The organism is Bradyrhizobium sp. C-145, assembly GCF_023375135.1.
Taxonomy (GTDB): Bacteria; Pseudomonadota; Alphaproteobacteria; order Rhizobiales; family Xanthobacteraceae; genus Bradyrhizobium; species Bradyrhizobium zhanjiangense.
On record NZ_CP088150.1, the window covers coordinates 3,436,621 to 3,462,954 of the forward strand.

A 26,334-nucleotide genomic window follows, 5' to 3' on the forward strand; every position below is an offset into this window, starting at 1 on the left:
GCTGATCGACAATCCTGAGCAAAATTAAAGGCATGTGCGCGATCGGCGGACCTTTTCGAGGTCTGGCACGAATGCTGCTTAGATGTCTGCAAAAGAATAAGCAGTTCTGAACAAGCAAGGCGAGGGGAACGCTCAAAATGCCAGCCAGCACTCAATCTTTAACCTAGCGACGGGCGATATCGCCTGCGTGGCATTGCACGCTTCCCCCTGAAGGCGGCGGTGCAATGAACAATGACGCCTGACGTCGGCTTGGCATGCAAGGGAGAGAGAAATGACAGTCGCGGACGCGCACGATCTGGATCCGCAGGAAACCCGGGAGTGGCTGGATGCCCTATCGGCGATCCGCGGTCACCGCGGCAGCGAGCGCGCTGAATTCGTCGTCAACGCAATCATTGCTGCCGCGCGCGGCGGCGGCCTCGCCATTCAGCAGACGCTGACGACGCCCTATTGCAACACGATTCCGCTGCATCAACAGCCGGTGCTGCCGGGCGACCGCGCCATCGAGCACAAGCTGCGCTCGATCGTTCGCTGGAATGCGCTCGCCATCGTCCTGCGCGCCAACAAGGAAAGTTCAGAGCTTGGCGGCCACATCGCGAGCTTCCAGTCCGCCGCCACACTCTACGATATCGGCTTCGGCCATTTCTGGCATGCGCCAACGGAATCGCACGGCGGCGATCTGATCTTCGTTCAGGGCCATTGTTCGCCCGGCATCTATGCGCGCGCTTTTCTTGAAGGAAGATTGACCGAGGATCAGCTCCTCGGCTTCAGGCAAGAGACCGACGGCAAGGGCCTGTCGAGCTATCCCCACCCCTGGCTGATGCCGGATTTCTGGCAGTTCCCGACGGTGTCGATGGGCCTCGGTCCGCTGATGGCGATCTATCAGGCGCGGTTCCTGAAATATCTGGAGAACCACAAGCTGGCCGAGACCGCGAACCGCAAGGTCTGGGCCTTCATGGGTGACGGCGAAACCGACGAGCCGGAATCGCTCGGCGCGATCTCGCTCGCCGGCCGCGAGAACCTCGACAATCTCATCTTCGTCATCAATTGCAACCTGCAGCGGCTCGACGGGCCGGTGCGCGGCAACGGCAAGATCGTTCAGGAGCTCGAAAGCGTTTTCCGCGGCGCCGGCTGGAACGTCATCAAGGTGCTGTGGGGATCGGGCTGGGATCGGCTGCTGGCGAACGACAAGAGCGGGCTGCTGCTGAAGCGCATGGAGGAATGCGTCGACGGCGAGTATCAGGACTTCAAGAGCAAGAGCGGCGCCTATATCCGCGAGCATTTCTTCGGCAAGTACGAGGAGCTGAAGCAACTCGTCGACGACATGAGCGACGGCGAGATCTGGCAGCTCGCGCGCGGCGGTCACGATCCGGAAAAGGTGTTTGCGGCCTATACCGCGGCGGTGAACCACAAGGGGCAGCCGACGGTCATCCTGCCGAAGACCGTCAAGGGCTACGGCATGGGCGAGTCCGGCGAAGGCCAGATGATCGCGCATCAGGCCAAGAAGATGACGCAGGACGCGCTGCGCGGATTCCGTGATCGCTTCCAAGTGCCGGTCGCCGACGAGGACCTGACCAAGGTGCCCTTCATCCGTCCGGCGGAAGACAGTCCGGAGATGAAGTATCTGCGCGCCCAGCGCGAAAAGCTCGGCGGCAGCCTGCCGCAGCGCCGGCGCAAATCCGCGTCCTTGCAAATTCCACCGTTGTCGACGTTCCAGCGGCTGCTCGACGCCACCGGTGACCGCGAGATATCGACCACGATGGCGTTCGTGCAGATGCTCGGCACGCTGGTGCGCGACAAAGCGATCGGCAAGCACATCGTGCCGATCGTGCCCGATGAATCCCGTACCTTCGGCATGGAGGGCATGTTCCGCCAGCTCGGCATCTATTCGTCGGTCGGCCAGCTCTACCGTCCGCAGGATGCCGACCAGCTCATGTACTACCGCGAGGACAAGACCGGGCAGGTTTTGCAGGAGGGCATCAACGAAGGCGGCGCGATGTCGAGCTGGATCGTCGCGGCGACGTCCTACTCGACGAACAACGTGCCGATGATCCCGTTCTACATCTACTATTCGATGTTCGGCCTGCAGCGCGTCGGCGACCTCGCCTGGCTTGCCGGCGACATGCGGGCGCGGGGATTCCTGCTCGGCGGCACCGCGGGCCGTACCACGCTGAACGGCGAAGGCTTGCAGCACGAGGACGGCCACAGCCACGTCCTGGCCGGCACCATCCCGAACTGCGTCTCCTACGATCCGACCTTCGCCTATGAGGTCGTGACGATCGTGCGCGAAGGCATGCGCCGGATGTATGAGGCGCAGGAGGACGTCTACTACTACATCACGCTGATGAACGAGAACTATTCGCACCCCTCGCTCGCCGAAGCGGGCAAGGGGGCGGAAGAAGGAATTCTCAAGGGGCTCTATCTCCTCAAGAACGGCGGCGAGACGCCGAAGAAGGGACTTCGCGTCCAGCTCGTCGGCTCGGGCACGATTCTGCGCGAGGTGATCGCGGCCGCGGATCTGCTAAAGGCCGATTTCGGCGTGACGGCGGACGTGTGGAGCGCGACGAGCTTCAACGAGTTACGTCGCGACGGCATGGCCACGGAACGGTGGAATTTGCTGCACCCGACAGAGCCGCGCCGCAAAAGCTGGGTCGAAGCGCAGCTCGAAACGCATCCGGGCCCGGTCGTGGCGTCGACCGACTACATGCGCAACTATCCCGATCAAATCCGTGAATATGTCCAGGCGGCCGGACGCCGCTACGTCGTGCTCGGCACCGACGGTTTCGGCCGCAGCGACTATCGCGTCAAGCTGCGCAAATTCTTCGAGGTCGATCGGCATTACGTCGCCATCGCCGCGCTCAAGGCGCTGGCCGACGAAGGCACGATCAAGCCCGCGATCGTCGCGGAAGCCATCGCCAAGTACCAGATCGACGCCGGGCGCGCTGCGCCGTGGACCGTGTGAGACAGCGAGCCGAGGGCAGAGCGATGAGTCTGATCGATATCAAGGTTCCCGACATCGGCGACTTCAAGGAAGTTCCGGTGATCGAGGTCTTCGTCAAGCCGGGCGACCAGGTAATGGCCGAAGATCCGCTGGTCGCGCTGGAATCCGACAAGGCGACCATGGAGGTGCCGTCGCCGCGTGAAGGCATGGTGAAGTCGGTAGTCGTCAAGGTCGGCGACAAGGTGAGCGAAGGCACGGTGATCGTGCAATTCGAGGGCGTCGGCGCCGAACAGGCCGAGGCGCGACCGGTCGTCAGTGCTCCGCCGTCGCCCGTCAGCGCGCCGGCCGGCCTCGCCGAGGTGCGTGTTCCTGATATTGGCGACTTCAAGGACGTTCCGGTCATCGAGATCTTCGTGAAGCCCGGCGACCGCGTTGAGGCGGAGGATCCGCTGATTGCGCTCGAATCGGACAAGGCGACGATGGAAGTACCGGCGCCGCTCTCGGGTATCGTGCGCGAGATCAAGCTGAAGACCGGCGACAAGGTCAGCGAGGGCGCCGTCATTCTCGTGCTCGCGACCAGCGAGGGGGTGGCGGTCGCGCCGGCAGCTGCTGCGCCGACAACACCCGTGTCAACGGCGCCTGCTGCGGTCCCCGTGGCGCAGGCCGGTGCGGTGGACGAGAAGGCCTTCGCGCTCGCCTATGCGGGTCCCGCGGTCCGCAAGCTGGCGCGCGAACTCGGCGTCGATCTCGGCAAGGTCAAGGGGACAGGCAATCATGGCCGCATCCTGCGCGAGGACGTCCAGGCCTTCGCCAAGAGCGGGGCTGCGCCATCCAAGCCGCAGGCCGCGCCAGCAGGCGGTAGCGGCGTCGGTGGCATCGATCTACTGCCCTGGCCCAAGATTGATTTCGCCAAATTCGGTCCGGTCGACCGCAAGGAGCTCGGCCGTATCAAGAAGATTTCCGCGGCCAATCTTCATCGCAACTGGGTCGTCATCCCGCACGTCACCACCCATGACGAGGCCGACATCACCGAACTCGAGCAGTTCCGGGTGAAGATGAACAAGGAGCTGGAGAAGAGCGGCGTCAAGCTCTCGCTGCTGCCGTTCATGGTGAAGGCGGCCGTCGCGGCGTTGAAGAAGTTTCCGGAGTTCAACGCCAGCCTCGACGGCGGCACGCTCGTCTACAAGAACTACTGGCACATCGGGTTCGCCGCGGACACGCCGAACGGCCTGATGGTGCCCGTCATCCGCGATGCCGACAAGAAATCGATACCGGACATCGCCAACGAGATGAACGCGCTGGCCAAGCTGGCACGCGAGGGCAAGATCAAGCCGGACCAGATGCAGGGCGGCACCTTCTCGATCTCCTCGCTCGGCGGCATCGGCGGCATTTATTTCACGCCGATCATCAACGCGCCCGAGGTCGCCATCATGGGCGTCTGCAAAGGCTACTGGAAGCAGCATTCGGCCGACGGCAAGACCTGGACATCGCGCCTTATCTTGCCGCTGTCGCTGTCCTGGGACCACCGCGTCATCGACGGCGCGGCGGCCGCGCGCTTCAACGTCTATTTCGCCAATGTGCTCGCCGATCTGCGGCGCGTGTTGTTCTAAGGTTGGGGAGCGCAGTATGGCTCAGATCGAAGTCAAGGTTCCTGACATCGGCGATTTCAAGGACGTCGCTGTCATCGAGGTGATGGTGAAGGCCGGCGAGACCGTCGCGGTCGATACCAGCCTCGTCATGGTCGAATCCGACAAGGCGTCGATGGAGATTCCGTCCTCGGACGCCGGCGTCGTCAAGGAAGTCAAGGTCAAGGTGGGCGACAAGGTCAGCGAGGGATCCGTCATCCTCATGCTGGAGACGACGGGAGCCGCGGCCGCAGCAACGTCCGCACCGGCCTCGCCACCAGCCGCCGCGACGCCACCCGTTTCGCCCGCCGCCGCGTCCCATTCGGGCAAGGCGGACCTCGAATGCGACATGCTGGTTCTGGGTGCCGGTCCCGGCGGCTACTCCGCCGCCTTCCGCGCCGCCGATCTCGGCATGAAGACCGTGCTGGTCGAGCGTTACGACACGCTCGGCGGCGTTTGTCTCAACGTCGGCTGCATTCCAAGCAAAGCACTGCTGCACACGGCATTCGTGATGGACGAGGTCAAGCATCTCCCCGACCATGGGATCACCTTCGGTGCGCCGCAGATCGATCTCGACAAGCTGCGCGGATTCAAGGATGGCGTGATCGAGAAGCTGACCGGCGGCCTTGCCGGCATGGCAAAGGCGCGCAAGGTCGAGGTCGTGACCGGCGTCGGTGCCTTTCTCGATCCGCATCATCTCGAAGTCGTGTCGGAAGCCGGTGACAAGAAGACAATCAAGTTCGCCAAGGCAATCGTTGCCGCCGGCAGCCAGGCCGTGAAGCTGCCACTCCTCCCGGAAGATCCGCGCATCGTCGACTCGACCGGCGCGCTGCAGCTCAAATCGATCCCCAAGCGCATGCTGGTGATCGGCGGCGGCATCATCGGGCTTGAAATGGCCACGGTCTATTCGACGCTCGGATCCCGCATCGACGTCGTCGAAATGCTCGACGGTCTGATGCAGGGCGCCGATCGCGACCTGGTCAAGGTCTGGGAGAAGATGAACGCGCGTCGCTTCGACAGGGTCATGTTGAAGACAAAGACGGTCGGCGCGAAAGTAACCGAAGCCGGAATTGAAGTGAAATTCGAGGGCGAGCAGGCGCCGCCTGAGCCGCAGGTTTATGACCTCGTTCTGGTGTCGGTCGGCCGCAGCCCGAACGGCAAGAAGATCGACGCCGACAAGGCCGGAATCGCGGTGACTGAGCGGGGCTTCATCGAGGTCGACAAGCAGATGCGCACAAATGTGGCGCATATCTTTGCGATCGGCGACATTGTGGGGCAGCCGATGCTGGCGCACAAGGCCGTCCACGAAGGTCATGTGGCCGCGGAAGTCGCCCGCGGCGAGAAGTCGTATTTCGACGCGCGGCAGATTCCGTCCGTCGCCTACACCGATCCCGAAGTCGCGTGGGCCGGCAAGACCGAAGACCAGTGCAAGGCGGAGGGCATCAAGTTCGGCAAGTCGGTCTTCCCCTGGGCGGCGTCGGGCCGCGCCATCGCCAATGGCCGCGACGAGGGTTTTACCAAATTGCTGTTCGACACGACGACGCACCGCGTCATCGGGGGCGGAATCGTCGGCACGCATGCCGGCGATCTCATCAGCGAGATCTGCCTTGCAGTCGAGATGGGCTGCGAGCCGGCAGATATCGGCAAGACCATTCATCCGCATCCGACGCTCGGCGAGTCCATCGGCATGGCGGCGGAAGTCTTTGAAGGCCACTGCACCGATCTGCCACCGCAGAAAAAGAAGTAGCGCGGCCTGCCAACGCAGGACACAGCGAGATCAGGGAGGGAGACACAATGTCTGGAGCGACCACCGTGACGTCCGGAACGATAGCTGCGACACAGAAGAAGCCGTTGTACCGGGTTCTCTATGTTCAGGTACTCGCGGCGATCGTGCTCGGCGTCATTGTCGGCTGGCTTTGGCCCGATCTCGGCAAGAACGACTGGATCAAGGCGATGGGCGACGGCTTCGTCAAGCTGATCAAGATGGCCATTGCACCGATCATCTTCTGCACGGTCGTCTCTGGCATTGCCCACATTTCGGAGGTCAAGAAGGTCGGCCGGGTCGCGATCAAGGCGTTGATCTACTTCGAAGTCGTTTCGACCTTTGCGCTGGCGTTGGGCCTGATCGTCGCCAATGTGCTGCACCCCGGCTCAGGTTTCCAGGGGCAGTCGAACGCCGCGGCCGTCGCAGGTTACGCGAAACAGGCGAGCGAGATGAAGTCGGTGGACTTCGTTCTGCACATCATTCCGGATACCGTCGTCGGAGCCTTCGCGCAAGGCGAAATCCTGCAAGTGCTGCTGTTTGCCATCCTGTTCGGCTTCGCGCTGATGGGACTCGGCGAGCGGGCTCATACCGTCCGGTCGTTCGTGGACGACGTTGCCCATGCGATGTTCGGCGTCATTTCGATCGTGGTCAAGGCCGCGCCGATTGGAGCCTTCGGTGCGATGGCTTACACGATCGGTCGCTATGGCCCCCAGGCGCTCGGCAATCTCGCCGGCCTGATCGCGACTTTCTATCTCACGGCGCTTCTGTTCGTGGTCGTTGGGCTCGGCATCATCGCCCGCATCGCCGGCTTCTCGATCCTCAAGTTCCTTAAATACATCAAGGACGAGTTGCTGATCGTGCTCGGCACCTCGTCCTCGGAGAGCGCGCTGCCGCAGATGATGGAGAAGCTGGAGAAACTCGGCTGCTCCAAGTCAGTCGTCGGTTTGGTGGTGCCAACCGGCTATTCCTTCAACCTCGACGGCACCAACATCTATATGACCCTGGCGACGCTGTTCATCGCCCAGGCGATGAACGTCGAGCTTTCCTTCGGCGAACAGATGACGATCCTCGTCGTCGCGATGCTGACCTCGAAAGGCGCTTCGGGCATCACGGGTGCGGGGTTCATCACGCTCGCCGGCACGCTTGCCGCTGTCAGGCCCGAACTGCTCCCCGGTATGGCGATCGTGCTCGGCATCGACAAGTTCATGAGCGAATGCCGGGCGCTCACCAACCTCTGCGGCAACGGCGTTGCCTGCGTGGTGGTGGCGTGGTGGGAGGGCGAGCTCGATCGCGAGAAGTTGCGTTCCGGACTCGAGCGGGACATAGATCCGACGGACTTCGAGACCGCCGTCACCGAGGGACGAGGTCTCTGACGGCGGCGCAGTGCAAATGGCCATTCGTTCAAATCAGAAGAGAACGGGGAGTTGATCATGACGGACGTGGTAATTGTCTCGGCGGCGCGAACGCCGGTTGGTTCCTTCAACGGAGCATTCGGCGCGCTGACCGCCCATGAGCTCGGGGCTGTGGCGATCAAGGGCGCTCTCGAGCGCGCCAAAGTCGCCCCCGAAGAGGTCGACGAGGTCATTCTCGGCCAAGTCCTCGCAGGCGGCGAGGGGCAGAATCCGGCACGGCAGGCCGCGATGGCAGCCGGCATTCCGCAGGAGAAGACGGCGTGGGGCATGAACCAGCTCTGCGGCTCGGGACTGCGCTCGGTCGCCCTTGGCCTGCAGCAGATCGCCAATGGTGATGCCAAGGTCATCGTCGCCGGCGGCATGGAGTCCATGTCGATGGCCCCGCACCTGTCGCACCTGCGGAACGGCACTAAGATGGGCGACGTCAAGTTCGTGGACTCAATGCTGAAAGATGGTCTGCTGGATGCCTTCCACGGCTATCACATGGGGGTCACCGCCGAGAACATCGCCGCCAAATGGCAGATTACCCGGGAAGAGCAGGACGCGTTCGCCGCCAGCTCGCAGAACAAGGCCGAGGACGCGCAAAAAGCCGGTCGGTTCAAGGATGAGATCGTTCCCGTCACTGTCAAGACCAGGAAGGGCGACGTTGTCGTCGACCAGGACGAGTATATCCGTGCCGGCACCACGGTGGACGCGCTCGCCAAGCTGAAGCCCGCCTTCAACAAGGAGGGCAGCGTGACCGCCGGCAACGCCTCGGGCATCAACGATGGCGCGGCTGCCCTGGTTTTGATGAGCGCGGATGAAGCCAAGAAACGCGGCCTCGCGCCGCTCGCAAAGATCGTGTCCTGGGCCACCGCGGGCGTCGACCCGGCAGTGATGGGTTCGGGGCCGATTCCTGCTTCCCGCAAGGCGCTCGAGAAGGCCGGTTGGCAGGTCAAGGATCTCGATCTCGTCGAGGCGAATGAAGCCTTCGCGGCGCAGGCTATCGCTGTCAACAAGGACATGGGTTGGGATCCGTCGATCGTCAACGTCAACGGCGGCGCCATCGCCATCGGCCATCCGATCGGGGCCTCCGGCGCGCGTGTGCTGACGACGCTTCTGTTCGAGATGCAGAAGCGCGGCGCGAAGAAGGGCCTTGCCACGCTGTGCATTGGCGGCGGCATGGGCGTCGCCCTGACGGTCGAGCGCTAGGCCTCTGCGGCCGGTCCATTCGGCTGGAACGAGAAGCGGACGACCACAGGCCGTCCGCGAACGACCACGGCTCCCCGGAGCCGGCAAATACAATACGAACCGATCAGGATGAGGAGGGGACAATGTCCAGAGTTGCGGTGGTGACCGGCGGAACGCGCGGCATCGGCGAGGCAATCTCGGTTGCGCTCAAGGCAGCCGGCTACAAGGTGGCTGCGAGCTACGCCGGCAATGACGAAGCGGCCGCCAAATTCAAGAGCGAGACCGGCATCAACGTCTACAAATGGGACGTGTCGAGCTACGAGGCCTGCGCCGCCGGCCTGAAGCAGGTTGAAGCGGACCTCGGGCCGGTGGACGTACTCGTCAACAACGCCGGCATCACCAAGGACGGCATGTTCCACAAGATGACGCCGGAGCAATGGTACGCGGTCATCAATACCAACTTGAACTCGCTGTTCAACATGACCCGGCCTGTATGGGAAGGGATGCGCGAGCGCAAGTTCGGCCGAGTGATCTGCATCTCGTCGATCAACGGCCAGAAGGGCCAGATGGGGCAGGTCAACTACTCCGCCGCCAAGGCGGGTGACATCGGCTTCGTCAAAGCGTTGGCGCAGGAGGGCGCGCGCGCCGGCATCACCGTCAATACGATCTGCCCGGGCTATATCGCGACCGAGATGGTCAAGGCGATCAACCCGGAGGTGGTGGCCAAGAACATCCTGCCGCAGATTCCCGTTGGTCGCCTGGGCGAGCCGCATGAGATCGCGCGAGTGGTTGTGTTTCTGGCGTCCGATGACGCCGGCTTCATCACCGGCTCGACGATTTCAGCGAACGGCGGCCAGCACATGGCTTGAGCGACCGCGATGTCGATTCATCCACGAGGGGACCTCACGACGCGAACGCTCGCCATGCCGGCGGACGCAAATCCGAGCGGCGACATCTTCGGCGGCTGGGTGCTCTCGCAGATGGACATTGCCGGCGGCATCCATGCCGGCCAGCGCGCGCAGGGACGAGTCGCGACGGTGGCGATCGAGGCGATGCATTTCATCAAGCCGGTCCATGTCGGGGATGTCCTGTGCGTTTACGCGTCGCCCGAGCGCATCGGGCGCACGTCGCTGGCGATCCGCCTGGAGGCCTGGGCACTGCGCAGGCGCCTGGGGGAACGTGTGAAAGTGACGGAGGGGATCTTCACCTTCGTTGCACTGGATGCCGAGGGACGACCTGCGCCGATCCCGGCCGGTCGAGACGAGCAGTAACGACCAATCAGGGAGAGGGACATGTCCGACGGAAAACCGAAGGCAGGCGCGACCGATTGGGGCCTTCCGGGTCTCGACTTCGCTAAGCTCATCGAATCCTGCCAGATCAGCGGCGTCGATATGAAGGCGCTGCTCGATATGGAGAAGAAAAACATCGAGGCCCTGATCGCGGTCAACCGCTCGGCCTATGAAAGCTGGCGAAACCTGATGGCGCGACAGGCGGAAGTCTTCCAGGAAACAATGACGGCGATCGCCGCCGAGGCCGGCAACGAGGCCGTGGCGGGAAGGCGCGCCGAGATCGCCCGACAGGGATTCGAGACGGCGCTCGCCAACATGCGGCAGCTCGCCGAGACCACAACGGAACAGCAGAAGCAGATGATCGACATATTGCGGCGGCGTTTCGACGAGGGAATGGCTGCAATGCGGGCGCGTGGCGGAAGCACCTGATGTCGACCAGCCGCAAAAGGCAACAGGGGCGTATCCGCCCATCGAAAAGGCGTGAGAACGGGGAATAGGATGGACCAGGATCTGAGGGAAGCCGCACTCGAATATCATCGCCTGCCGAGGCCGGGAAAGATTTCGGTCGTGCCGACCACGGCGATGGCGACACAACGCGATCTGTCGCTCGCCTATTCGCCTGGCGTCGCGGAGCCCTGTCTTGTCATCGCCAAGGACCCGTTACAGGCGGACCAACTGACCGCCCGCAGCAACCTGGTGGCCGTCGTCACCAACGGCACCGCTGTGCTTGGGCTTGGTAATATCGGGGCTCTGGCAGGCAAACCCGTCATGGAAGGCAAGGCGTGCCTGTTCAAGAAGTTCGCCGGCATCGATGTGTTCGACATCGAACTCGCCGAGGAGGACCCCGACGCTTTGATCGAAACCATCGCCAGGATGGAGCCGACCTTCGGCGGCATCAACCTGGAGGACATCAAGGCGCCGGAATGCTTCTACATCGAACAGCAGCTCCGCAAGCGCATGAAGATTCCGGTCTTCCACGATGACCAGCACGGCACCGCGATCATCGCTGCGGCGGCAATCCTCAATGGGTTGAAGCTGGTCAAGAAGGATATCGCTGACGTCAAGCTGGTATGCTCGGGCGCTGGCGCAGCTGCGCTGGCCTGTCTCGATCTCATCGTCAGCCTCGGCTTGCGGCGTGACCGTATCATCGTCACTGACGCAAAGGGCGTCGTCTATGCCGGCCGCACGGAAGGCATGGACGACAACAAGGCGCGCTATGCGGTCAAAACGGAGGCGCGAAAGCTCGACGAGATCATCCAGGACGCCGATATCTTTCTCGGCCTGTCAGCCGGCAAGGTGCTGACGCAAGACATGGTCAAGCGGATGGCACGGGATCCCCTGATCTTTGCCATGGCCAACCCGATTCCGGAAATCATGCCGGAAGATGCGCTGGCGGTTCGTCCAGATGCGATCATCGGCACGGGACGATCGGATTATCCCAACCAGATCAACAACGTTCTCTGCTTTCCCTTCATCTTCAGGGGCGCGCTCGACTGCGGGGCGACGACCATTAACGAGGAGATGAAGCTCGCGACGGTGCGAGCGCTCGCGGATCTGGCGATGGCGGAAGTGCCCGAGGTGGTCGCTGTCGCGTACAAGGGGGAGAATCTTCGCTTTGGCCGCGATTATCTCATTCCAAAGCCGCTCGACCCGCGGCTCATCGAGGTCGTGGCGCCCGCGGTTGCAAAGGCTGCGGCGGACAGCGGCGTCGCCAGGCGTCCGATTGCGGACATGGAGGCCTATCGCCAGCAGTTGAGCCGGTTCGTCTATCATTCCGGCAACGCGATGCAGCCGGTGTTCTCGGTGGCGAAGGGAAGCGGCAAGTCGCTGCTTCTGGCCGAGGGTGAGGACGAGCGCGTGCTGCGCGCGGCACAGGTGGTCGTCGACGAGCGGATCGCAAAGCCGTTGCTGGTCGGCCGGCCCTCGACCATCGAGGAGCGGATCAAGTCCTTCGGTCTCCGGCTCAGACCAGGGAGCGACTGCGAGATCATCGATCCGCACGATTCTGAAGTCTATTCCCAGTGTGCGGATGTCTACCACGGGCGCAGGAAGCGTGATGGCGTATCAGCCGCGTTGGCGCTTTCGGAGACGCGCAGCAATGCGACCGTGCTCGCCTCGATCCTTCTCGAAAGGGGGCTCGGAGATGCGATGCTGTGCGGCGTCATCGGCAGCACGTCCGATCACCTGAAGGCGATCCGCAACATGATCGGAACGCGCGACGGCCTGCGGACGCTTGCCGTGATGCAGATGCTCATCCTGCAGCAGCATCAGCTGTTCATTTGCGACACCCATTGCAATCTCAATCCGACCGCCGAACAGGTCGCCGACATCGCACTGATGGCCGCGGCGGAGGTGAGCCGATTTGGCATTACCCCTCGGGTGGCGTTGCTGTCGCATTCGAGCTTCGGAAGCTCCGCGGTCCCGGAAGCGCACAAGATGCGGGAGGCGCGGGCGATCATTCTTGAGCGATCCCCCGATCTCGCGGTCGAAGGCGAGATGCGCGGCGACGCTGCGTTGTCGCCGTCCGTGCTGCACCACGAGTTTCCGGATTCCGGTTTCGAGGGGCCGGCGAACGTGCTGGTGATGCCGAATCTCGACGCCGCCAACATCTCCTACAATTTGCTCAGGATGGCGGCGGGACAGGGACTGACGGTCGGCGGCATCCTGCTCGGCGCGGCGAAGCCGGCCCACATCCTCACGCCATCGTCCACCGTGCGGCGAATCGTGAACATGGCGGCGGTCGCGGTCGCGGATGCAGTGTCCGAACGGGCCTGATCGGTAGGACATGCTTGGGGTGGGTTGTGAGCGCGATTGGTCGAGGCCATCATGGGTAAGCCGCAATTGGGAAAGCCCCGGATTGTCATCGTCGGAGGCGGAGCCGGCGGACTGGAGCTTGCGACCCGCCTCGGCAACAAATACGGGCGCAAAGGTAAGCTCGATGTCACGCTGATCGAGCGAAACCGCACCCATGTGTGGAAGCCGAAGCTGCACGAGATCGCAGCCGGCAGCATGGATATCTCGGCTCACGAAGTCGACTATCTCGCGCAGTCCTACTGGCACGGCTTCCGCTATCGCATCGGGGAGATGATCGGGATCGACCGGGATAAGCGCCAGGTGCTGGTCGGGCCCTATCATGATTCCGAAGGCCGTGAAGTCACTCCAAAACGGATCTTCGACTATGACGCCCTCGTGGTCGCCGTTGGCAGCCAGAACAACGATTTTGGTACGCCTGGCGTCGCCGATCATGCGATCAAGCTGGAATCGCAGCTTGATGCGCGGCGGTTCCACGAGCGCATGGTCAATGCCTGCATCCGCGCCCATGCCCAGACATCGCCTTTGGGAATTCATCAGTTGAAGGTCGCGATCATCGGCGCCGGCGCGACTGGCGTCGAACTGGCCGCCGAGCTCCACCGCACGACGCGAGAAGTGGTGGCGTATGGCCTCGACCAGGTCGATCCGCAGAAAGACATTAGCATCACGTTGATCGAAGCTGCCGATCGGGTGCTTCCCGCGCTGCCCGAACGGGTTTCGAAGGAGACCGAGAAGCTGCTTGCCAGACTAGGGGTCAACGTGCTCACCGGCGCCAAAGTGTCCGAAATCGGCTCGGACCATGTGAGCTTGACGGACGGCGGGACGATCCCCGCCGAGCTGATCGTCTGGGCGGCCGGCGTCAAGGCGCCCGACTTCCTGAAGGACATCGCCGGCCTCGAAACCAACCGGATCAACCAGCTCGTCGTTCGGCCGACGCTGCAAACGACGCGCGACGACGCCATCTTCGCCATCGGTGACTGCTCGGCTTGCTCATGGGGCGAGCGCGGCAACGTGCCGCCGCGCGCGCAAGCGGCTCACCAGCAGGCCTCTCACCTCTATTCGCAGATTCCGCGCTACCTGCGGGGCGAGCCGCTGAAGGACTATCGCTACAGGGATTTCGGCTCGCTGGTATCGCTCGGCGAATTCAGCACGGTCGGATCGATGATGGGCGCGCTCGTAGGCGGCAGCCTCGTGTTCGAAGGCATGTTCGCGCGGATGATGTACCTGTCGCTCTACAAAATGCACGAGCGCGCGCTGCATGGTTCGATCAAGGTCGCACTCGACACGCTGGCCCGGCTGATCACCCGGCGCACCGAACCGCATGTGAAGCTGCACTGACAGTTGATTCTCGCAAGGGGTGCTGCGGGAAGTCGGAGGAATGTTGATGGACGCCGTGTTCCTTGCGCGCATGCAGTTTGCCGCCAACATCACGTTCCATATTCTGTTCCCATCGATTTCGATCGCGCTGGGCTGGGTGCTGCTGTTCTTCAGATTCAAGCACCTGCGCGCGACTGATCCGCAGCAGAAATTCGATTGGCTTTGCGCTTACCGTCAATGGACGAAGGTGTTCGCCCTGACATTTGCGCTCGGCGTAGTCAGCGGCGTCACCATGAGCTTCCAGTTCGGCACCAACTGGCCCGGATACATGGAGCGCGTCGGCAACATCGCCGGCCCGTTGCTCGGTTACGAGGTGCTGACGGCTTTCTTCTTGGAAGCGGGCTTTCTCGGCGTCATGCTGTTCGGCCATCGCCGGGTCGGCGAGATGGTCCACCTGGGAGCGACCGTCCTCGTCGCGGTTGGCACGCTGATGAGCGCCTTCTGGATCCTGGCTCTCAATTCGTGGATGCAGACGCCTGCCGGATACGAGATCGTCAACGGACAATTTCACGCGCGCAGCTGGCTGGAGATCGTCTTCAATCCGTCCTTCCCGTATCGCTTGGTCCATATGATGCTCGCGTCCGCGCTGACCTGTGCGTTTCTGCTGATCGGGGTCAGTGCCTGGCAGCTGCTGAAAGGCGTCGCCACCGCCAGTGCGTCACGCGTGCTGCGGACCGGGCTCATCCTTGCCGCGCTGGCCGCGCCGGCACAGATGGTGGCTGGCGACTTTCACGGGCTCAATACGCTCAAACATCAGCCGCAGAAGATCGCTGCGGTCGAAGGCATTTGGCAAACCACGCGCGGCGCGCCGCTCCTGCTGTTCGCCATCCCGGATGATGCGGCGAGAACGAACCATTTCGAGCTGGCGGTGCCGAAGCTCGCGAGCCTGATTCTCCGGCACGATCCCGACGGGGAGCTCACGGGGCTGAACGAGTTTCCCTCGGCCCATCCGCCGGTCTTGCCGCTGTTCTGGTCGTTTCGGATCATGGTGGGCACCGGCATCCTGATGCTGCTCGTCAGCTGGGTCGGGTTGTGGCGGCATTGGCGCGATGGCTGGGATTTCGCTAAAATGCCGCGGCCGATGCTCGGGCTATTCGCGGGCATGACCTTTGCCGGCTGGGTGGCGACTATTGCCGGATGGTACGTCACGGAAATCGGCCGGCAGCCCTTCATAGTGTCCGGTCTGGTTCGAACCGCTGACGTCGCTTCGCGGGTCCCGTCGTCGAGCATCGCCGTGACGTTCTCCGTTTATGTCGCGCTCTATGTGGTGCTGCTCGCGGCCTATATCGGCGTGCTCAAATACCTGGCCGAGACCACTGACAAGAAGGCTTATGCGACTACGCCCGAGGGCGTGCCAGGCGAGCCGCAGCCGTATCAGGGCGAGGGAGAATTCGCATGACATCGATGTCGTTCGACGAATTGCTGCCGCTGATCTTCATCGGGCTGATGGGCGTGTCGCTGCTTGTCTACGTCGTGAGCGACGGCTACGATCTCGGCGTCGGCATGCTGATGCACCGAGCGACCCCTGAGGAGCGGGATACGATGGTTGCATCCATCGGTCCGTTCTGGGATGCCAATGAGACCTGGCTCGTGCTCGGCGTCGGTCTTCTCCTGATTGCCTTCCCCAAGGCGCACGGGCTGGTGCTGTCGGAACTGTACCTGCCGACCACGCTCATGCTGGTGGGCCTGATCCTGCGCGGCGCGGCCTTCGATTTCAGGGTCAAGGCGAGGGCCAGCCGGAAGGCGATGTGGGACCGCCTGTTCATCGCGGGCTCAATGCTGGCATCCGTCTGTCAGGGGTGGATGCTCGGCCGCTATATCAGCGGTTTCGGCGTGGGCTGGAATTATCCGATCTTTGCCGGCGCCATCGCGGTCGCGCTGCCGATGGCCTACGCGCTGCTCGGCGCCACGTGGCTGGTGATGAAGACGGATGGCCCGCTGCAGGACAAGGCGATCGAGTGGAGCAAGATCGCCTGGCCGCCCATGGTCCTCGGCCTGATTCTGATTTCGATGGCAACGCCCTGGATCAGCGAGACGGTTCGCGAGCGGTGGTTCACCTTGCCGGCGATCATCGCCGTGGCGGCAATCCCAATGACCGCAGGAATCGCGCTCGTGACCGTGCGTGCGCTGCTCGGCTCGTCCGCCGTGCGCGGCGTCCTCTGCTGGTTACCCTTTGCCTTGCTCGTGCTGGTCTTTCTGCTGAGTTTTCTCGGCCTCAGCTACAGCATCTATCCCTTCGTGGTGATCGACAGGCTCACGGTCTGGGAGGCCGCCAGCAGCCCGGAGTCGCTCAAGATCATCCTGATCGGGGTCTGCGTCACGCTGCCCGTCATCGTTGCCTATACCGGATTTTCCTATCGCGTATTCAGGGGCAAAACCATAGAGTTGGACTATGCGTGAGCCATCCTTTGTCGTGGCCGACGCTCCTCGGTTTGTCCTGGTTCACAAGATGACGGAGCTTCCATTCCCGGTGGACGTCAAAAGGAGGTCTGAAGTCGGCTCGACTGCATCCGGCTCCATGCGCTGGCTTGTTCGCGGAACAGCTGCTCTCGTCTTGGTCGCAGCCGCTTCTTGGCTCGGATATGCCCTGTCCTTCCAACGGGGCCTTGACCATTTGCACGTTGCCGCTGAGCAGCGGCTTGCGGTGGAGGCCGCCAGGCTCGATGGTTATCTCTCCAGGTTTGAATATCTGCCATCGCTGCTTGAGACATCTCCAAGCGTATTCAAACTGCTCGGCGATCCCGGCGATCCCGCGCTGCAGCAATCGGTCAGCCTGTACCTGAAGTCGATCAACCTGCTTGCCGGGGCTGACAATCTTTACGTCCTCAGCGTCTCGGGAGAAGCTTTGGCCGCGGCCGATTTCGATGACCCCGGCACGCCGGTCGGCCGGAATCTTTCATATCGCCCCTATGTGAGCGAGGCGCTCGCGCGCGGCCGGGGCGCTTTTTTCGGTGTCGGCATCACCAGTGCGCGCGCCGGCTATTATCTGTCCTATGCCCTGAAGGAGGGCGGGGCCATCAAGGGAATCGCGGCCGTCAAGGTCAGTCTGGATTCGTTCGAGCGCGGATGGCGCGATCTTGCGGGCGACGCACTTCTCGTCGATGAACGGGGCGTGACGATACTCGCCTCCCGCGATGCATGGCGTTATCGCCCGATGGCGCCGCTTTCGCGTGAAATGCTCGAGGATATTGCGCGGTCCAAGCCTTATGCAGACTACGATCTGACGCCGCTCGGATGGACCGTCATCGCTCAGTCCGCCGCACGCGTCACGACCGGGAACGGGACCGCCTACACGGTCAGCGAACTTCCAATCAATCGGGGCCTCTGGAAGCTTGTCCTCCTCGATGACGAAGCGCCGATCCGGCAGACCGCGCTGATCATCGGCGCGTTGTCGGGTCTTTCCTCCGTCGCTGTCTTGCTGGCGCTTGGGCTTGTCATGCAGCGGCGCAGAGAGATCAAGCAGAGGTTGGCCACCCAAGTGGCATTGCAGGCAGCCAATGATCAACTCGAGACCAGAGTGCAGGAGCGCACCGCCGAATTGCGGGCGGCACAGGATGAATTGGTCCATGCCGGCAAGCTGGCAGCTCTCGGGCAGATGTCAGCCGGCATTGTGCATGAGCTGAACCAGCCCTTGGCCGCGCTGCAGACGGCGGCCGATAACGCCATCCTGCTGGTCGATCGCGGGTCGGTCGCCGACGCTCGGGGTAACCTCACCCGGATCGGCGAGCTGGTACGCCGGCTGGGGCGGCTGACCAGCCAGCTCAGGGTTTTCGCCTACAAGTCAAGCAGCCCGCTTGATAGCGTCTCGGTCGACCAGGCCGTGAATGAGTCGCTCAAGATACTCGCCGCGCGCGTGAAGGAGGGGGACGTCCGCATCGTCACAGACATTGACGCCGACCTCAGCGTCCTTGCCGACCACACGCGGCTCGAGCAGCTGTTGTGCAACATCGTGGCGAATGCGCTGGATGCCGTCGAGGGCGCCGAGCGAAAGTCGATCGTGATCCGGGCCGCCAGGGAAGAGGGGCGCCCTGCCTGCTGCCGCATCGCCATCAGCAACAGCGGCCCCGCGATCGCCTCCGATGTTCTCAGGCGCATGTTCGAGCCGTTCGTGACGACCAAACCTGCGGGTAAGGGCCTTGGCCTTGGCCTGATGCTGTCGAACCACATCGCGCGTTCCTTCGGCGGCGAATTGCAGGGGCGAAACCTTCCAAGCGGCGTCGAATTTGTCGTGATCCTTCCATTGGCCGAGATGACAGAGGCGGCTTCGCATGGGTGATGATCAATCTATTGGTGTGATCTACGTCGAGGACGACGAAGATGTCCGCATCGGCGGTGTTCAGGCACTCGAGCTTGCGGGGTTCCCGGTCGCAGGCTTTGCGTCGGTCGAGACCGCGAGCGCATCCGTGCGTGCCGAGATGCCCTTCGTCATGGTTTGTGACGTGCGGCTGCGCGGCAAGAGCGGCCTTGAATGGCAGGCCGATCTACGCAGGCTGGATCCGGATCTGCCGGTGATCCTGATCACCGGGCATGGCGATATTTCCATGGCCGTGCAGGCGATGCGAAATGGTGCCTACGACTTCATCGAGAAGCCATGCTCGTCGGAGCAACTCGTTTCCGTCGTCCGCAGGGCGGCTGAAAAGAGGCGCCTGACCCTGGAGGTTCGCTCGCTGCGATCCGCGCTGTCGGACCGCCAGGGAATCGAGGCGAGCCTGCTCGGCCGGTCTCCGCAGATCCAGGAAGTGCGCAGGCTCGTATCCACGCTGGCCTCGACCAATGTCGATGTCACGATCTACGGCGAGACCGGTACCGGCAAGGATGTGGTCGCGCGTTGCCTGCACAATCACAGCGGGCGGCGCGACGGCAATTACGTCGCCGTCAACTGCGGCGGCCTGCCCGAGTCGCTTGTCGAGAGCGAGCTGTTCGGCCACGAAGTGGGAGCCTTCACCGGAGCCACCCGCCAGCGCATTGGGAAGATCGAGTATGCCAATGGCGGGACGCTGTTCCTCGACGAGATCGAGAGCATGCCGCTGAGCGTTCAGGTGAAGTTGCTCCGGTCGTTGCAGGACCGGTCGATCGAACGCGTCGGAACCAACAAGCAGATCTCGGTGGACTGCCGGGTCGTCGCAGCGAGCAAGACGAATTTGCTCGAGCTGAGCGAAAAGAAGCTGTTCCGCGCCGATCTCTACTATCGGCTCGGCGTCGCATTCATCGAGCTGCCGCCACTTCGAGAGCGGCGCGAAGACATTCCACTGTTGTTCGATCATTTCACGTTGGACGCCGCCAGGCGGTTCGAGCGTGATGCACCGATACAGGATGAGCAGACGATGTCCGCTCTGCTGGCGTATTCCTGGCCGGGCAATGTACGCGAGCTTCGCAATGTCGCCGATCGTTTCGTGCTGGGCGTCCTGGACGGCAAGGCGATCAACAAATCCGGGTTTGGCACGTCGGATCTCTCGTTGCCTCGACAGCTCGAGAACATCGAGCGCTCGATCATCGAGGACGCGCTGCGGCGCAAGCAGGGCGACGTGCAGTCAACCGCAACGCTTTTGGGCATCCCGAAGCAGACCTTGTACGACAAGATCAAGCGTCTCGCCGTGAACGTCGACGGCATCCGCGAAGGCTCGGTCGCTCGCGCCGGAACCTGACGTTTCCGAAGCGACGGTGCGGTGCAGGTGGCCGGATTCGGCGTGCGCATGGCGAAGGAAGAAATAGAGGGCGCCGGATAGAAGCCGCCCACGGTCGAAACGCAGTACATCATCCTGGTTGCAGAGTGAGGGAAATCCAATGGATCGGCCATTCAATATGCCTGATGAGTTCGTCGACGCGTTCGCGAAAGCGGGCGCGAGCCTGTGGCGATCGCTGGCGTGGCCGACAAATGATGAACGCGACGGCGCTATGATCAACTCGTCTCTAGCTTCTTCCGGGCGCTTCGCCGAGTTGCAGGCTGACTATCTGAAGGGCCTGTACCAACTCACAGAGCACCTCATGACATCGGCAGCAGGCGGGCAGGGCAACGGGGGCACCGAACCTGCGCGAGGCGATCGCAGGCTCAACGGCACGGAGTGGCGGGAGAATTCGTTCTACAGCCTGCTGAAGCAATCCTACCTGCTGAATTCACGCTACTGTACCGACTTCGTCGAAGCCCTGGATATGGAAGAGAAGGAAAAGCACCGGCTGCGCTTCTTCACGCGCCAACTCGTTGAAGCGATGAGCCCAACCAATTTTATCGCCACCAATCCCGATGTGATCAAGCTGGCGATCGATACCGATGGTCAGAGCCTCAAGACCGGCCTGGACAATTTGATTGCCGATCTGGGCAAGGGCAATTTGACGATCACGGACGAGACCGCATTCGAGGTCGGAAAGGACGTCGCAACGTCCAAAGGGGCGGTCGTGTTCGAGAACGAGCTGTTTCAACTCATTCAATATGAACCGGCAACCGAGCAGGTGGCCGCACGGCCTCTGTTGATCGTGCCGCCCTGCATCAACAAGTTTTACATTCTGGACCTGCAGCCAGCCAATTCTTTCGTCCGGTTTGCAGTTGAACACAGCCAGACCGTGTTCGTGGTGTCTTGGCGCAATCCGGATGCTTCTTGCGGGCACTTTGGTTGGGACGACTACATCGAGCATGGAGCGATGCGCGCCATCGAGATCGTTCGGTCGATCGCAGGTGCCGACAAGATCAATGTCGTCGGCTGGTGCGTTGGAGGAACCATCCTGTCGTCGGCGCTCGCGATCCTGCGGACGCGCGGCGACGAATCGGTCGCGAGTGTTACTTTGCTGACCACCATGCTCGATTTCTGTGAGCCAGGCGATCTCGGCGTCTTCGTGGATGAAGAGAGTGTGCGACAGCGCGAGTTGACGATCGGCAGTGGAGGCATCTACCGCGGCGCGGAGCTGGGATTCGTCTTCCAGACCCTGCGCTCGAAAGAACTGATATGGCCGAACGTGATCAACCACTATTTGAAGGGAAAGCCGCCCGAGCGCTTCGATCTCCTGTTCTGGAACGCGGATGTCACCAATCTGCCTGGGCCGATGTATTGCTGGTACATCCGCAATATGTATCTGGAGAACAATCTGCGGCATCCCCGCAGATTGACGATGTGCGGTACGCCGGTTGATCTGGGGCGGGTCGACCTGCCTGCCTACGTTCTGGCGACTGTCGAGGATCACATCGTGCCGTGGCGATCCGCCTATCGCACGACAGGCCTGTTCGGCGGCGACACCCGGTTTGTTCTCGGCGCGAGCGGGCATATCGCCGGCGTCATCAATCCGGCTTCGAAGAACAAGCGAAGCTATTGGGTTTCGGACGGGCGCTGCGATGATCCGACGACATGGCTGGCGGGTGCGGACGAAAAGCTGGGCAGCTGGTGGAACGATTGGATCGCCTGGCTCAAGCCGCGGTCAGGAGAGCAACTACCGGCCCGCACCCAGCTCGGCAACAACCTCTATCCGCCAGGCGAATCCGCTCCCGGTCGATACGTGAAGGCGAAAGCGAACTGAAGGTCGAGCCTGCAAGCTGGCTGCCTTACGGACTGCGAGGGGGAATGGCATCCTGCCGTTCCGGTGGCGCTCGGCTTCAGCCACGAGCTCGGTTCAATACACGCTATTATCGCTCGGATCTGGGAATTGGAAGCGAAGCCCGTTTAAGAACTTTTCTATTGGCTCTAGTCGGATGTCGATTGCCGGAGCTGGCTCAAACTGGCCCATGATGGATTGGGCCGAGAGTTCAGGCTTTTCAATTGGTTACAAGTTAGCGTGTGCTCGACGCGCACACTGGGAGATCAACAAAGTCCACCCAAGGCAAGTGTCGGCACGTGACTTGCGACGCCGCGGAACGGGCGGCGCATGGAGAGTGGGGGCATCGGAAGGGCGGGCCTATCGATAAGATTTGGGAGCTGAGGGTCGTCGCTCATTTGCCAGAGCTCAGTATCTATCGCGACGAGACATGCGAACCGTAGCAACGATTCCATCGGAGGTTCGAGTCGCTCCCCCGTTACCAATCCTACGATTTTCTAAGCCAAACTCCGATCTCCCGCGATCGCGTTCGCTGAATAGGTGGCGCTTGAGTTCCTCCCGTCCGGCATGCCGCGGAGCAGCGGTGCGAACGCCATACGCGTTTGTTGGCATGGCAATATCGACCATCACAAGCCAAGCTAAGAGACCACCGCTACTTTCTGCTTAGCCTCGAACATCGCGGCAATCGCGTCAACGACGACGCGCACGCGAGCCGCGCGTGCGAGATCCGCATGCAGCACAAGCCACACTTCGTAGGGTGCCGCTCGCTTGCGCATAGGCCAGATCCGAACAAGGTCCGGATCGCGCTTGGCGTGATAGGTTGGTAGTTCCCCTAAAGCCAGCCCCGCCCGGACGACGCTCGCCAACATCAGGCTGGAATCCAATTCTGCGATGATCTTCCCTTCCGCGACGGACTCGCCCGCCAGCGTCGCGCCCTGCCTGTTCGTGACGCCGGGCTGATAGATCGCCAGGTCGTGGCCGGCAAACGCCGAGCCCCGTCGAGGTCTACCGCGTGCATCGAGATATTTCCGGGACGCGTAGAGACCAACTTCCCACTCGGCCAGCCTGCGCACGATCAGATCCGAATGTGCCGGGCGCAGGGTGCGGACAGCGATATCCGCTTCCCTTCGACCGAGATCGAGCAGCTTCGTCGTCGTCGTGAGAATCACCCTGATGTCCGGGTGGTCGATGCGGACCCGATCGATCGCAGGAATGACGAAGTCTATCGCGAGAGAGTCCGTGGTTGTGACCCGGACATCGCCCGCCACGCGCGCATCCGATCCCACGCTACGGTGTTCGAAGGAGACCGCAAGGCGCTCCATTGCTTCGCCCGCTCGCAAGGCTTCCTCGCCACTTGCCGTCAGCACATAGCCCGCATTGGTGCGCAAGAAGAGTATTGAGCCCAGGCGCTTCTCGAGCGCAGCGAGGCGTCGTCCTACCGTGGTCTGGTCGACACCCAGCGCCAACCCGGCCCCGACCAGCGTGCCAGCGCGATAGATCGCGAGAAAGATTCGAACATCGTCCCAGTTCATGCCCACCGCGCTGAATGCGATTTTGCAGCCATTGCCTGCATTTCTATGCATTTTCGCACGCCACATTCCTCTTTAGCAATCCGCTCTGCCGGCGGCGGACGCCGTTCGTCATTTCGGCGCAATTCAACCGCGTCCGAGTGCTGGAGCTATTGATGCGACCCACACTGGTTCTTGTCGTCGCGGCGCTGAGCGCTTTCGGCCTCATCGCCTCGGACGTCTATGTGCCCGCAATGCCCGTGATGGCGCGGCAACTTGGGATTGCGGATTGGCAGATGCCGGAGACGGTGTCGGTCTATCTGATGGCGCTCGCGGCGGCGCAGCTCCTTTATGGTCCGCTATCGGATCGGTGGGGCCGCAAGCCCGTTCTCGTCGCCGGCATCCTTCTTTACATTGCGGGCTCGATCGGTTGCGCCTTGGCCGTTGGCTTCACGAGTTTCCTAGGCTGGCGCATGGTCGAAGCCGTCGGCGCGGCTTCGGGTCTGGTCATTGGGCGTGCCGTCATCGCCGACACATGCGACAAGAAGGCCTCCGCAAAAGTATATAGCGTGGTCTATCCGCTGGTGTCGTTGTCGCCCGCGCTCGCTCCTGCCATTGGCGGCTACCTTGCGGCCGCATTCGGCTGGCGGGCCGATTTTCTCTTTGTCGCTGCATTTGGTGCCATCGCGCTATGTCTGACTTTGATGCTGCTCGACGAAACGCGTCCGAAAAAGCGTCATGACGGCGCTTTTTTAGCCGCATTTGCCGTTGTGTTGCGCAACGGTGCGTTTATTCGCTACGCCCTCGTGGTCTGCGCGATCTACTGCGCCTGGTTCGTGTACTTGACCCAGTCCCCCTTTCTTTTCGAGCGCCTCGGCTTGCCGGAAACTGTCAGCGGGTGGCTTTATCTGCCGCTGACCTGCGGGATTATTCTGGCCAACTTCGTCTCGAAGCGGCTGATCGAGCAACTGTCCTACGATGGCATCGTTACCGGTGGTGTATGCTTTTTTTGTCTCGGTGGTCTCACCTTCGTGTTGACTTTGGCCTCGCCAGTTATGAGCGCCGCCACCATTGTCGCACCGATGTTTCTGGTTAGCCTGTCGAACGGCTCGTCGCTGTCATTGGCTGTCTCGGGCGCTATTGCCAGCGAACCAAAACATGCCGCCACCGCCTCCGGGCTGGTGGGGTTCTTCCAGATCGGAAGCGCGTCGCTGGCCGCGCTGGGGGTGAGCGCCTGTTTCGGCACTGGGAGGCCGGTATTGGCAATAGCTATCCTTGCCTTCTCGATTATCGCCGCGACCGCGATCATCCCTCGCTGGCTCGATGCGCGCAGAAGACTTTAGTCCCAATAGCTGTGTACCAGGCGAGGTCGTGGCGCACCAATGAGATTCCTGGACCAGTTTTGAGCCTTCGGTAGGTTGATCAATCGGGGAGGTGTCATGCCGTCATCAACTGCATTGACTGATGCGCAGTTCTTGCTGCCGGCGTAAGCGCGGATTTACCGCCTGGGACTTGATCGCAGAGCACGGCGCGGCAGGTCATAAGGCTTGGCGGTCGCTGTAAGAAGGCGGTAGCCTTCCCCTGACTCGGACCCCAACTCCTCATGGCGAAGCTGATTAGAGCAGCTTGAATTCGCTATCGCTCCGAAGCTCTCGTCGTGATCGCAAATAGGCGTGGTGCCGCATCCATATTCTGCACGTCTAAAACATTATTCAGGCTGTATTGGACATGTGCCTCGGAGCATCGGAATCCTCCTATATAGATATTCTCTGGAGAGGCGATGTCGGCGCTAACGGAAGCTTTCGCGGCAGCAGAAGCCGCAGGTATCAAGCAGCACCGAATTCAAGTCGGCGATCTGCTTTTCAATGTCGCTCGTTTCGGCAAAGGAAGGCGGCTTCTACTCCTCCATGGTTGGCCAGAGTTCTGGCTGGTCTGGCGGCCGGTGATGGAGCGGCTTGGGCTGGAGTTCGAACTGATCGCGCCCGATCTCCGGGGGTGTGGCGATACGGGTAAGCCATTTCCGGGCCCCGACGCAACGGCAACTGCCGATCGGCACGCGGGCGATATGTTCGGCTTGATGGATGCGCTGGACATCAAGCGGTTCGGAGTCGTCGGCGGCGATCTCGGGGCCTATGTTGCGCAAGCGATGTCGCATCGGGCACCGGAACGGCTCGAGGGATCCTTCTACTTCTGCACGCCGTATCCGGGCCTCGGCTTCCGATATGGTCAGCCAAGTCATCTGATTGAGGTCTGGTATCAGTACCTGCAGCAATTGCCTTGGGCTGCTGAACTCGTTGGTAGTTCGAGAGAGGCGTGCCGCATCTATTTCCGGCATTTTCTCGATCATTGGTCTGGAGATAATCCGAAAGTCTTCTCGGATCTTCTCGAAGCTTACGTTGATAACTTCATGAAGCCGGGAAATATCCAGGGGGGCTTCGACTGGTACCTGAGCTCCGCGCCAAACCGGCGGCTCTGGCTCGAAGGCAAGCTTCCGCCAAAGCCGCCAATCAACGTCCCCACTCGCTTTCTATGGGGGCGCCGCGATCCCTTGATTCTGCCCAACTGGTCTGATCGACTTGGCGAGTATTGGACCAACTACAGCCTCGATTTCGCTGATGCTGGTCACTATGTTCACGCGGAAGTCCCGGACGTTGCGGCGCGTGAAATTCGTGCCTTTTTCTCTGGACTGCGCGCGCAGAGCGCAGCCGAATGAGCACGTTCGAAACTATGCGACCCTCTTGCGGCAAGCGCGTGCGATCCTGCGCTGATCTGCATCGGCGCGCCCCGAATTGGCCGGCCGGGAAAATCCGTATGCGGTCTTGATCGTTGTTCCGCGATCGACTGTGTGGGCGCGCATCACGATAGCGCGAGCGCAGCATTTGTGTGCTGCGCTTACGTCGCTGGCTACTTTATCAAGGCTT

General features: G+C 62.0%; 18 protein-coding genes. 17 read left to right on the top strand and 1 reads right to left on the bottom strand.

Going from position 1 to position 26,334, the window contains the following annotated elements:
* Positions 1-271: 271 nt before the first annotated feature.
* The 15 genes from aceE to phaC all read left to right on the top strand — a co-directional run bounded on the left by aceE (position 272) and on the right by phaC (position 21,890).
* Positions 272-2,959, top strand: coding sequence for a pyruvate dehydrogenase (acetyl-transferring), homodimeric type (gene aceE / locus LRP30_RS15810; RefSeq protein WP_249760948.1), 2,688 nt, complete (start codon positions 272-274; stop codon positions 2,957-2,959).
* Between the two features lie 23 nt (positions 2,960-2,982).
* Positions 2,983-4,548 carry a dihydrolipoyllysine-residue acetyltransferase gene (locus LRP30_RS15815; RefSeq protein WP_249760949.1) on the top strand — a complete coding sequence of 522 codons (1,566 nt, stop codon included), beginning with the start codon at positions 2,983-2,985 and terminating at the stop codon, positions 4,546-4,548.
* A gap of 16 nt (positions 4,549-4,564) precedes the next feature.
* Complete coding sequence (gene lpdA / locus LRP30_RS15820; RefSeq protein ID WP_249760950.1) at positions 4,565-6,310, top strand: dihydrolipoyl dehydrogenase; 1,746 nt, start codon at positions 4,565-4,567, stop codon at positions 6,308-6,310.
* Positions 6,311-6,357: 47 nt separating this feature from the next.
* Complete coding sequence (locus tag LRP30_RS15825) at positions 6,358-7,701, top strand: dicarboxylate/amino acid:cation symporter (RefSeq protein ID WP_249760951.1); 1,344 nt, start codon at positions 6,358-6,360, stop codon at positions 7,699-7,701.
* A gap of 57 nt (positions 7,702-7,758) precedes the next feature.
* A complete protein-coding gene (locus LRP30_RS15830) occupies positions 7,759-8,931 on the top strand; it encodes an acetyl-CoA C-acetyltransferase (protein WP_249760952.1) in 1,173 nt (390 codons plus the stop codon).
* 122 nt (positions 8,932-9,053) lie between these two features.
* A complete protein-coding gene (gene phbB, locus LRP30_RS15835; RefSeq protein ID WP_249760953.1) occupies positions 9,054-9,779 on the top strand; it encodes an acetoacetyl-CoA reductase in 726 nt (241 codons plus the stop codon).
* Between the two features lie 9 nt (positions 9,780-9,788).
* Positions 9,789-10,181: an acyl-CoA thioesterase gene (locus tag LRP30_RS15840; RefSeq protein ID WP_249760954.1), complete on the top strand. Its 393-nt coding sequence runs from the start codon at positions 9,789-9,791 to the stop codon at positions 10,179-10,181.
* Positions 10,182-10,202: 21 nt separating this feature from the next.
* Positions 10,203-10,628, top strand: coding sequence for a TIGR01841 family phasin (phaP, locus tag LRP30_RS15845; protein ID WP_249760955.1), 426 nt, complete (start codon positions 10,203-10,205; stop codon positions 10,626-10,628).
* A gap of 69 nt (positions 10,629-10,697) precedes the next feature.
* Positions 10,698-12,974, top strand: coding sequence for an NADP-dependent malic enzyme (locus LRP30_RS15850; protein WP_249760956.1), 2,277 nt, complete (start codon positions 10,698-10,700; stop codon positions 12,972-12,974).
* Between the two features lie 51 nt (positions 12,975-13,025).
* A complete protein-coding gene (locus LRP30_RS15855) occupies positions 13,026-14,348 on the top strand; it encodes an NAD(P)/FAD-dependent oxidoreductase (protein ID WP_249760957.1) in 1,323 nt (440 codons plus the stop codon).
* A gap of 46 nt (positions 14,349-14,394) precedes the next feature.
* Positions 14,395-15,786 (top strand): cytochrome ubiquinol oxidase subunit I, encoded by a 1,392-nt coding sequence (locus tag LRP30_RS15860; RefSeq protein ID WP_249760958.1) that lies wholly within the window; start codon positions 14,395-14,397, stop codon positions 15,784-15,786.
* Positions 15,783-16,787: a cytochrome d ubiquinol oxidase subunit II gene (locus LRP30_RS15865; RefSeq protein WP_249760959.1), complete on the top strand. Its 1,005-nt coding sequence runs from the start codon at positions 15,783-15,785 to the stop codon at positions 16,785-16,787. The genes LRP30_RS15860 and LRP30_RS15865 overlap by 4 nt, the downstream gene beginning before the upstream one ends.
* A 511-nt stretch (positions 16,788-17,298) precedes the next feature.
* A complete protein-coding gene (locus tag LRP30_RS15870) occupies positions 17,299-18,663 on the top strand; it encodes an ATP-binding protein (protein WP_249760960.1) in 1,365 nt (454 codons plus the stop codon).
* Complete coding sequence (locus tag LRP30_RS15875) at positions 18,656-20,032, top strand: sigma-54 dependent transcriptional regulator (RefSeq protein WP_249760961.1); 1,377 nt, start codon at positions 18,656-18,658, stop codon at positions 20,030-20,032. Before LRP30_RS15870 ends, LRP30_RS15875 begins: the two co-directional genes overlap by 8 nt.
* 139 nt (positions 20,033-20,171) lie before the next feature.
* Positions 20,172-21,890 carry a class I poly(R)-hydroxyalkanoic acid synthase gene (gene phaC, locus LRP30_RS15880; protein WP_249760962.1) on the top strand — a complete coding sequence of 573 codons (1,719 nt, stop codon included), beginning with the start codon at positions 20,172-20,174 and terminating at the stop codon, positions 21,888-21,890.
* Positions 21,891-22,543: 653 nt separating this feature from the next.
* Here the strand turns inward: phaC and LRP30_RS15885 are convergent.
* Positions 22,544-23,437, bottom strand: a complete 894-nt coding sequence (locus LRP30_RS15885) for a LysR family transcriptional regulator (RefSeq protein WP_249760963.1) — start codon at positions 23,435-23,437, stop codon at positions 22,544-22,546.
* Positions 23,438-23,589: 152 nt separating this feature from the next.
* Here LRP30_RS15885 and LRP30_RS15890 point away from each other — a divergent pair, with 152 nt between their 5' ends.
* Both LRP30_RS15890 and LRP30_RS15895 read left to right on the top strand, forming a co-directional pair.
* Positions 23,590-24,756: a multidrug effflux MFS transporter gene (locus tag LRP30_RS15890; protein ID WP_249760964.1), complete on the top strand. Its 1,167-nt coding sequence runs from the start codon at positions 23,590-23,592 to the stop codon at positions 24,754-24,756.
* 437 nt (positions 24,757-25,193) lie between these two features.
* Positions 25,194-26,126: an alpha/beta hydrolase gene (locus LRP30_RS15895; RefSeq protein WP_249760965.1), complete on the top strand. Its 933-nt coding sequence runs from the start codon at positions 25,194-25,196 to the stop codon at positions 26,124-26,126.
* The last annotated feature ends 208 nt before the right edge of the window (positions 26,127-26,334 follow it).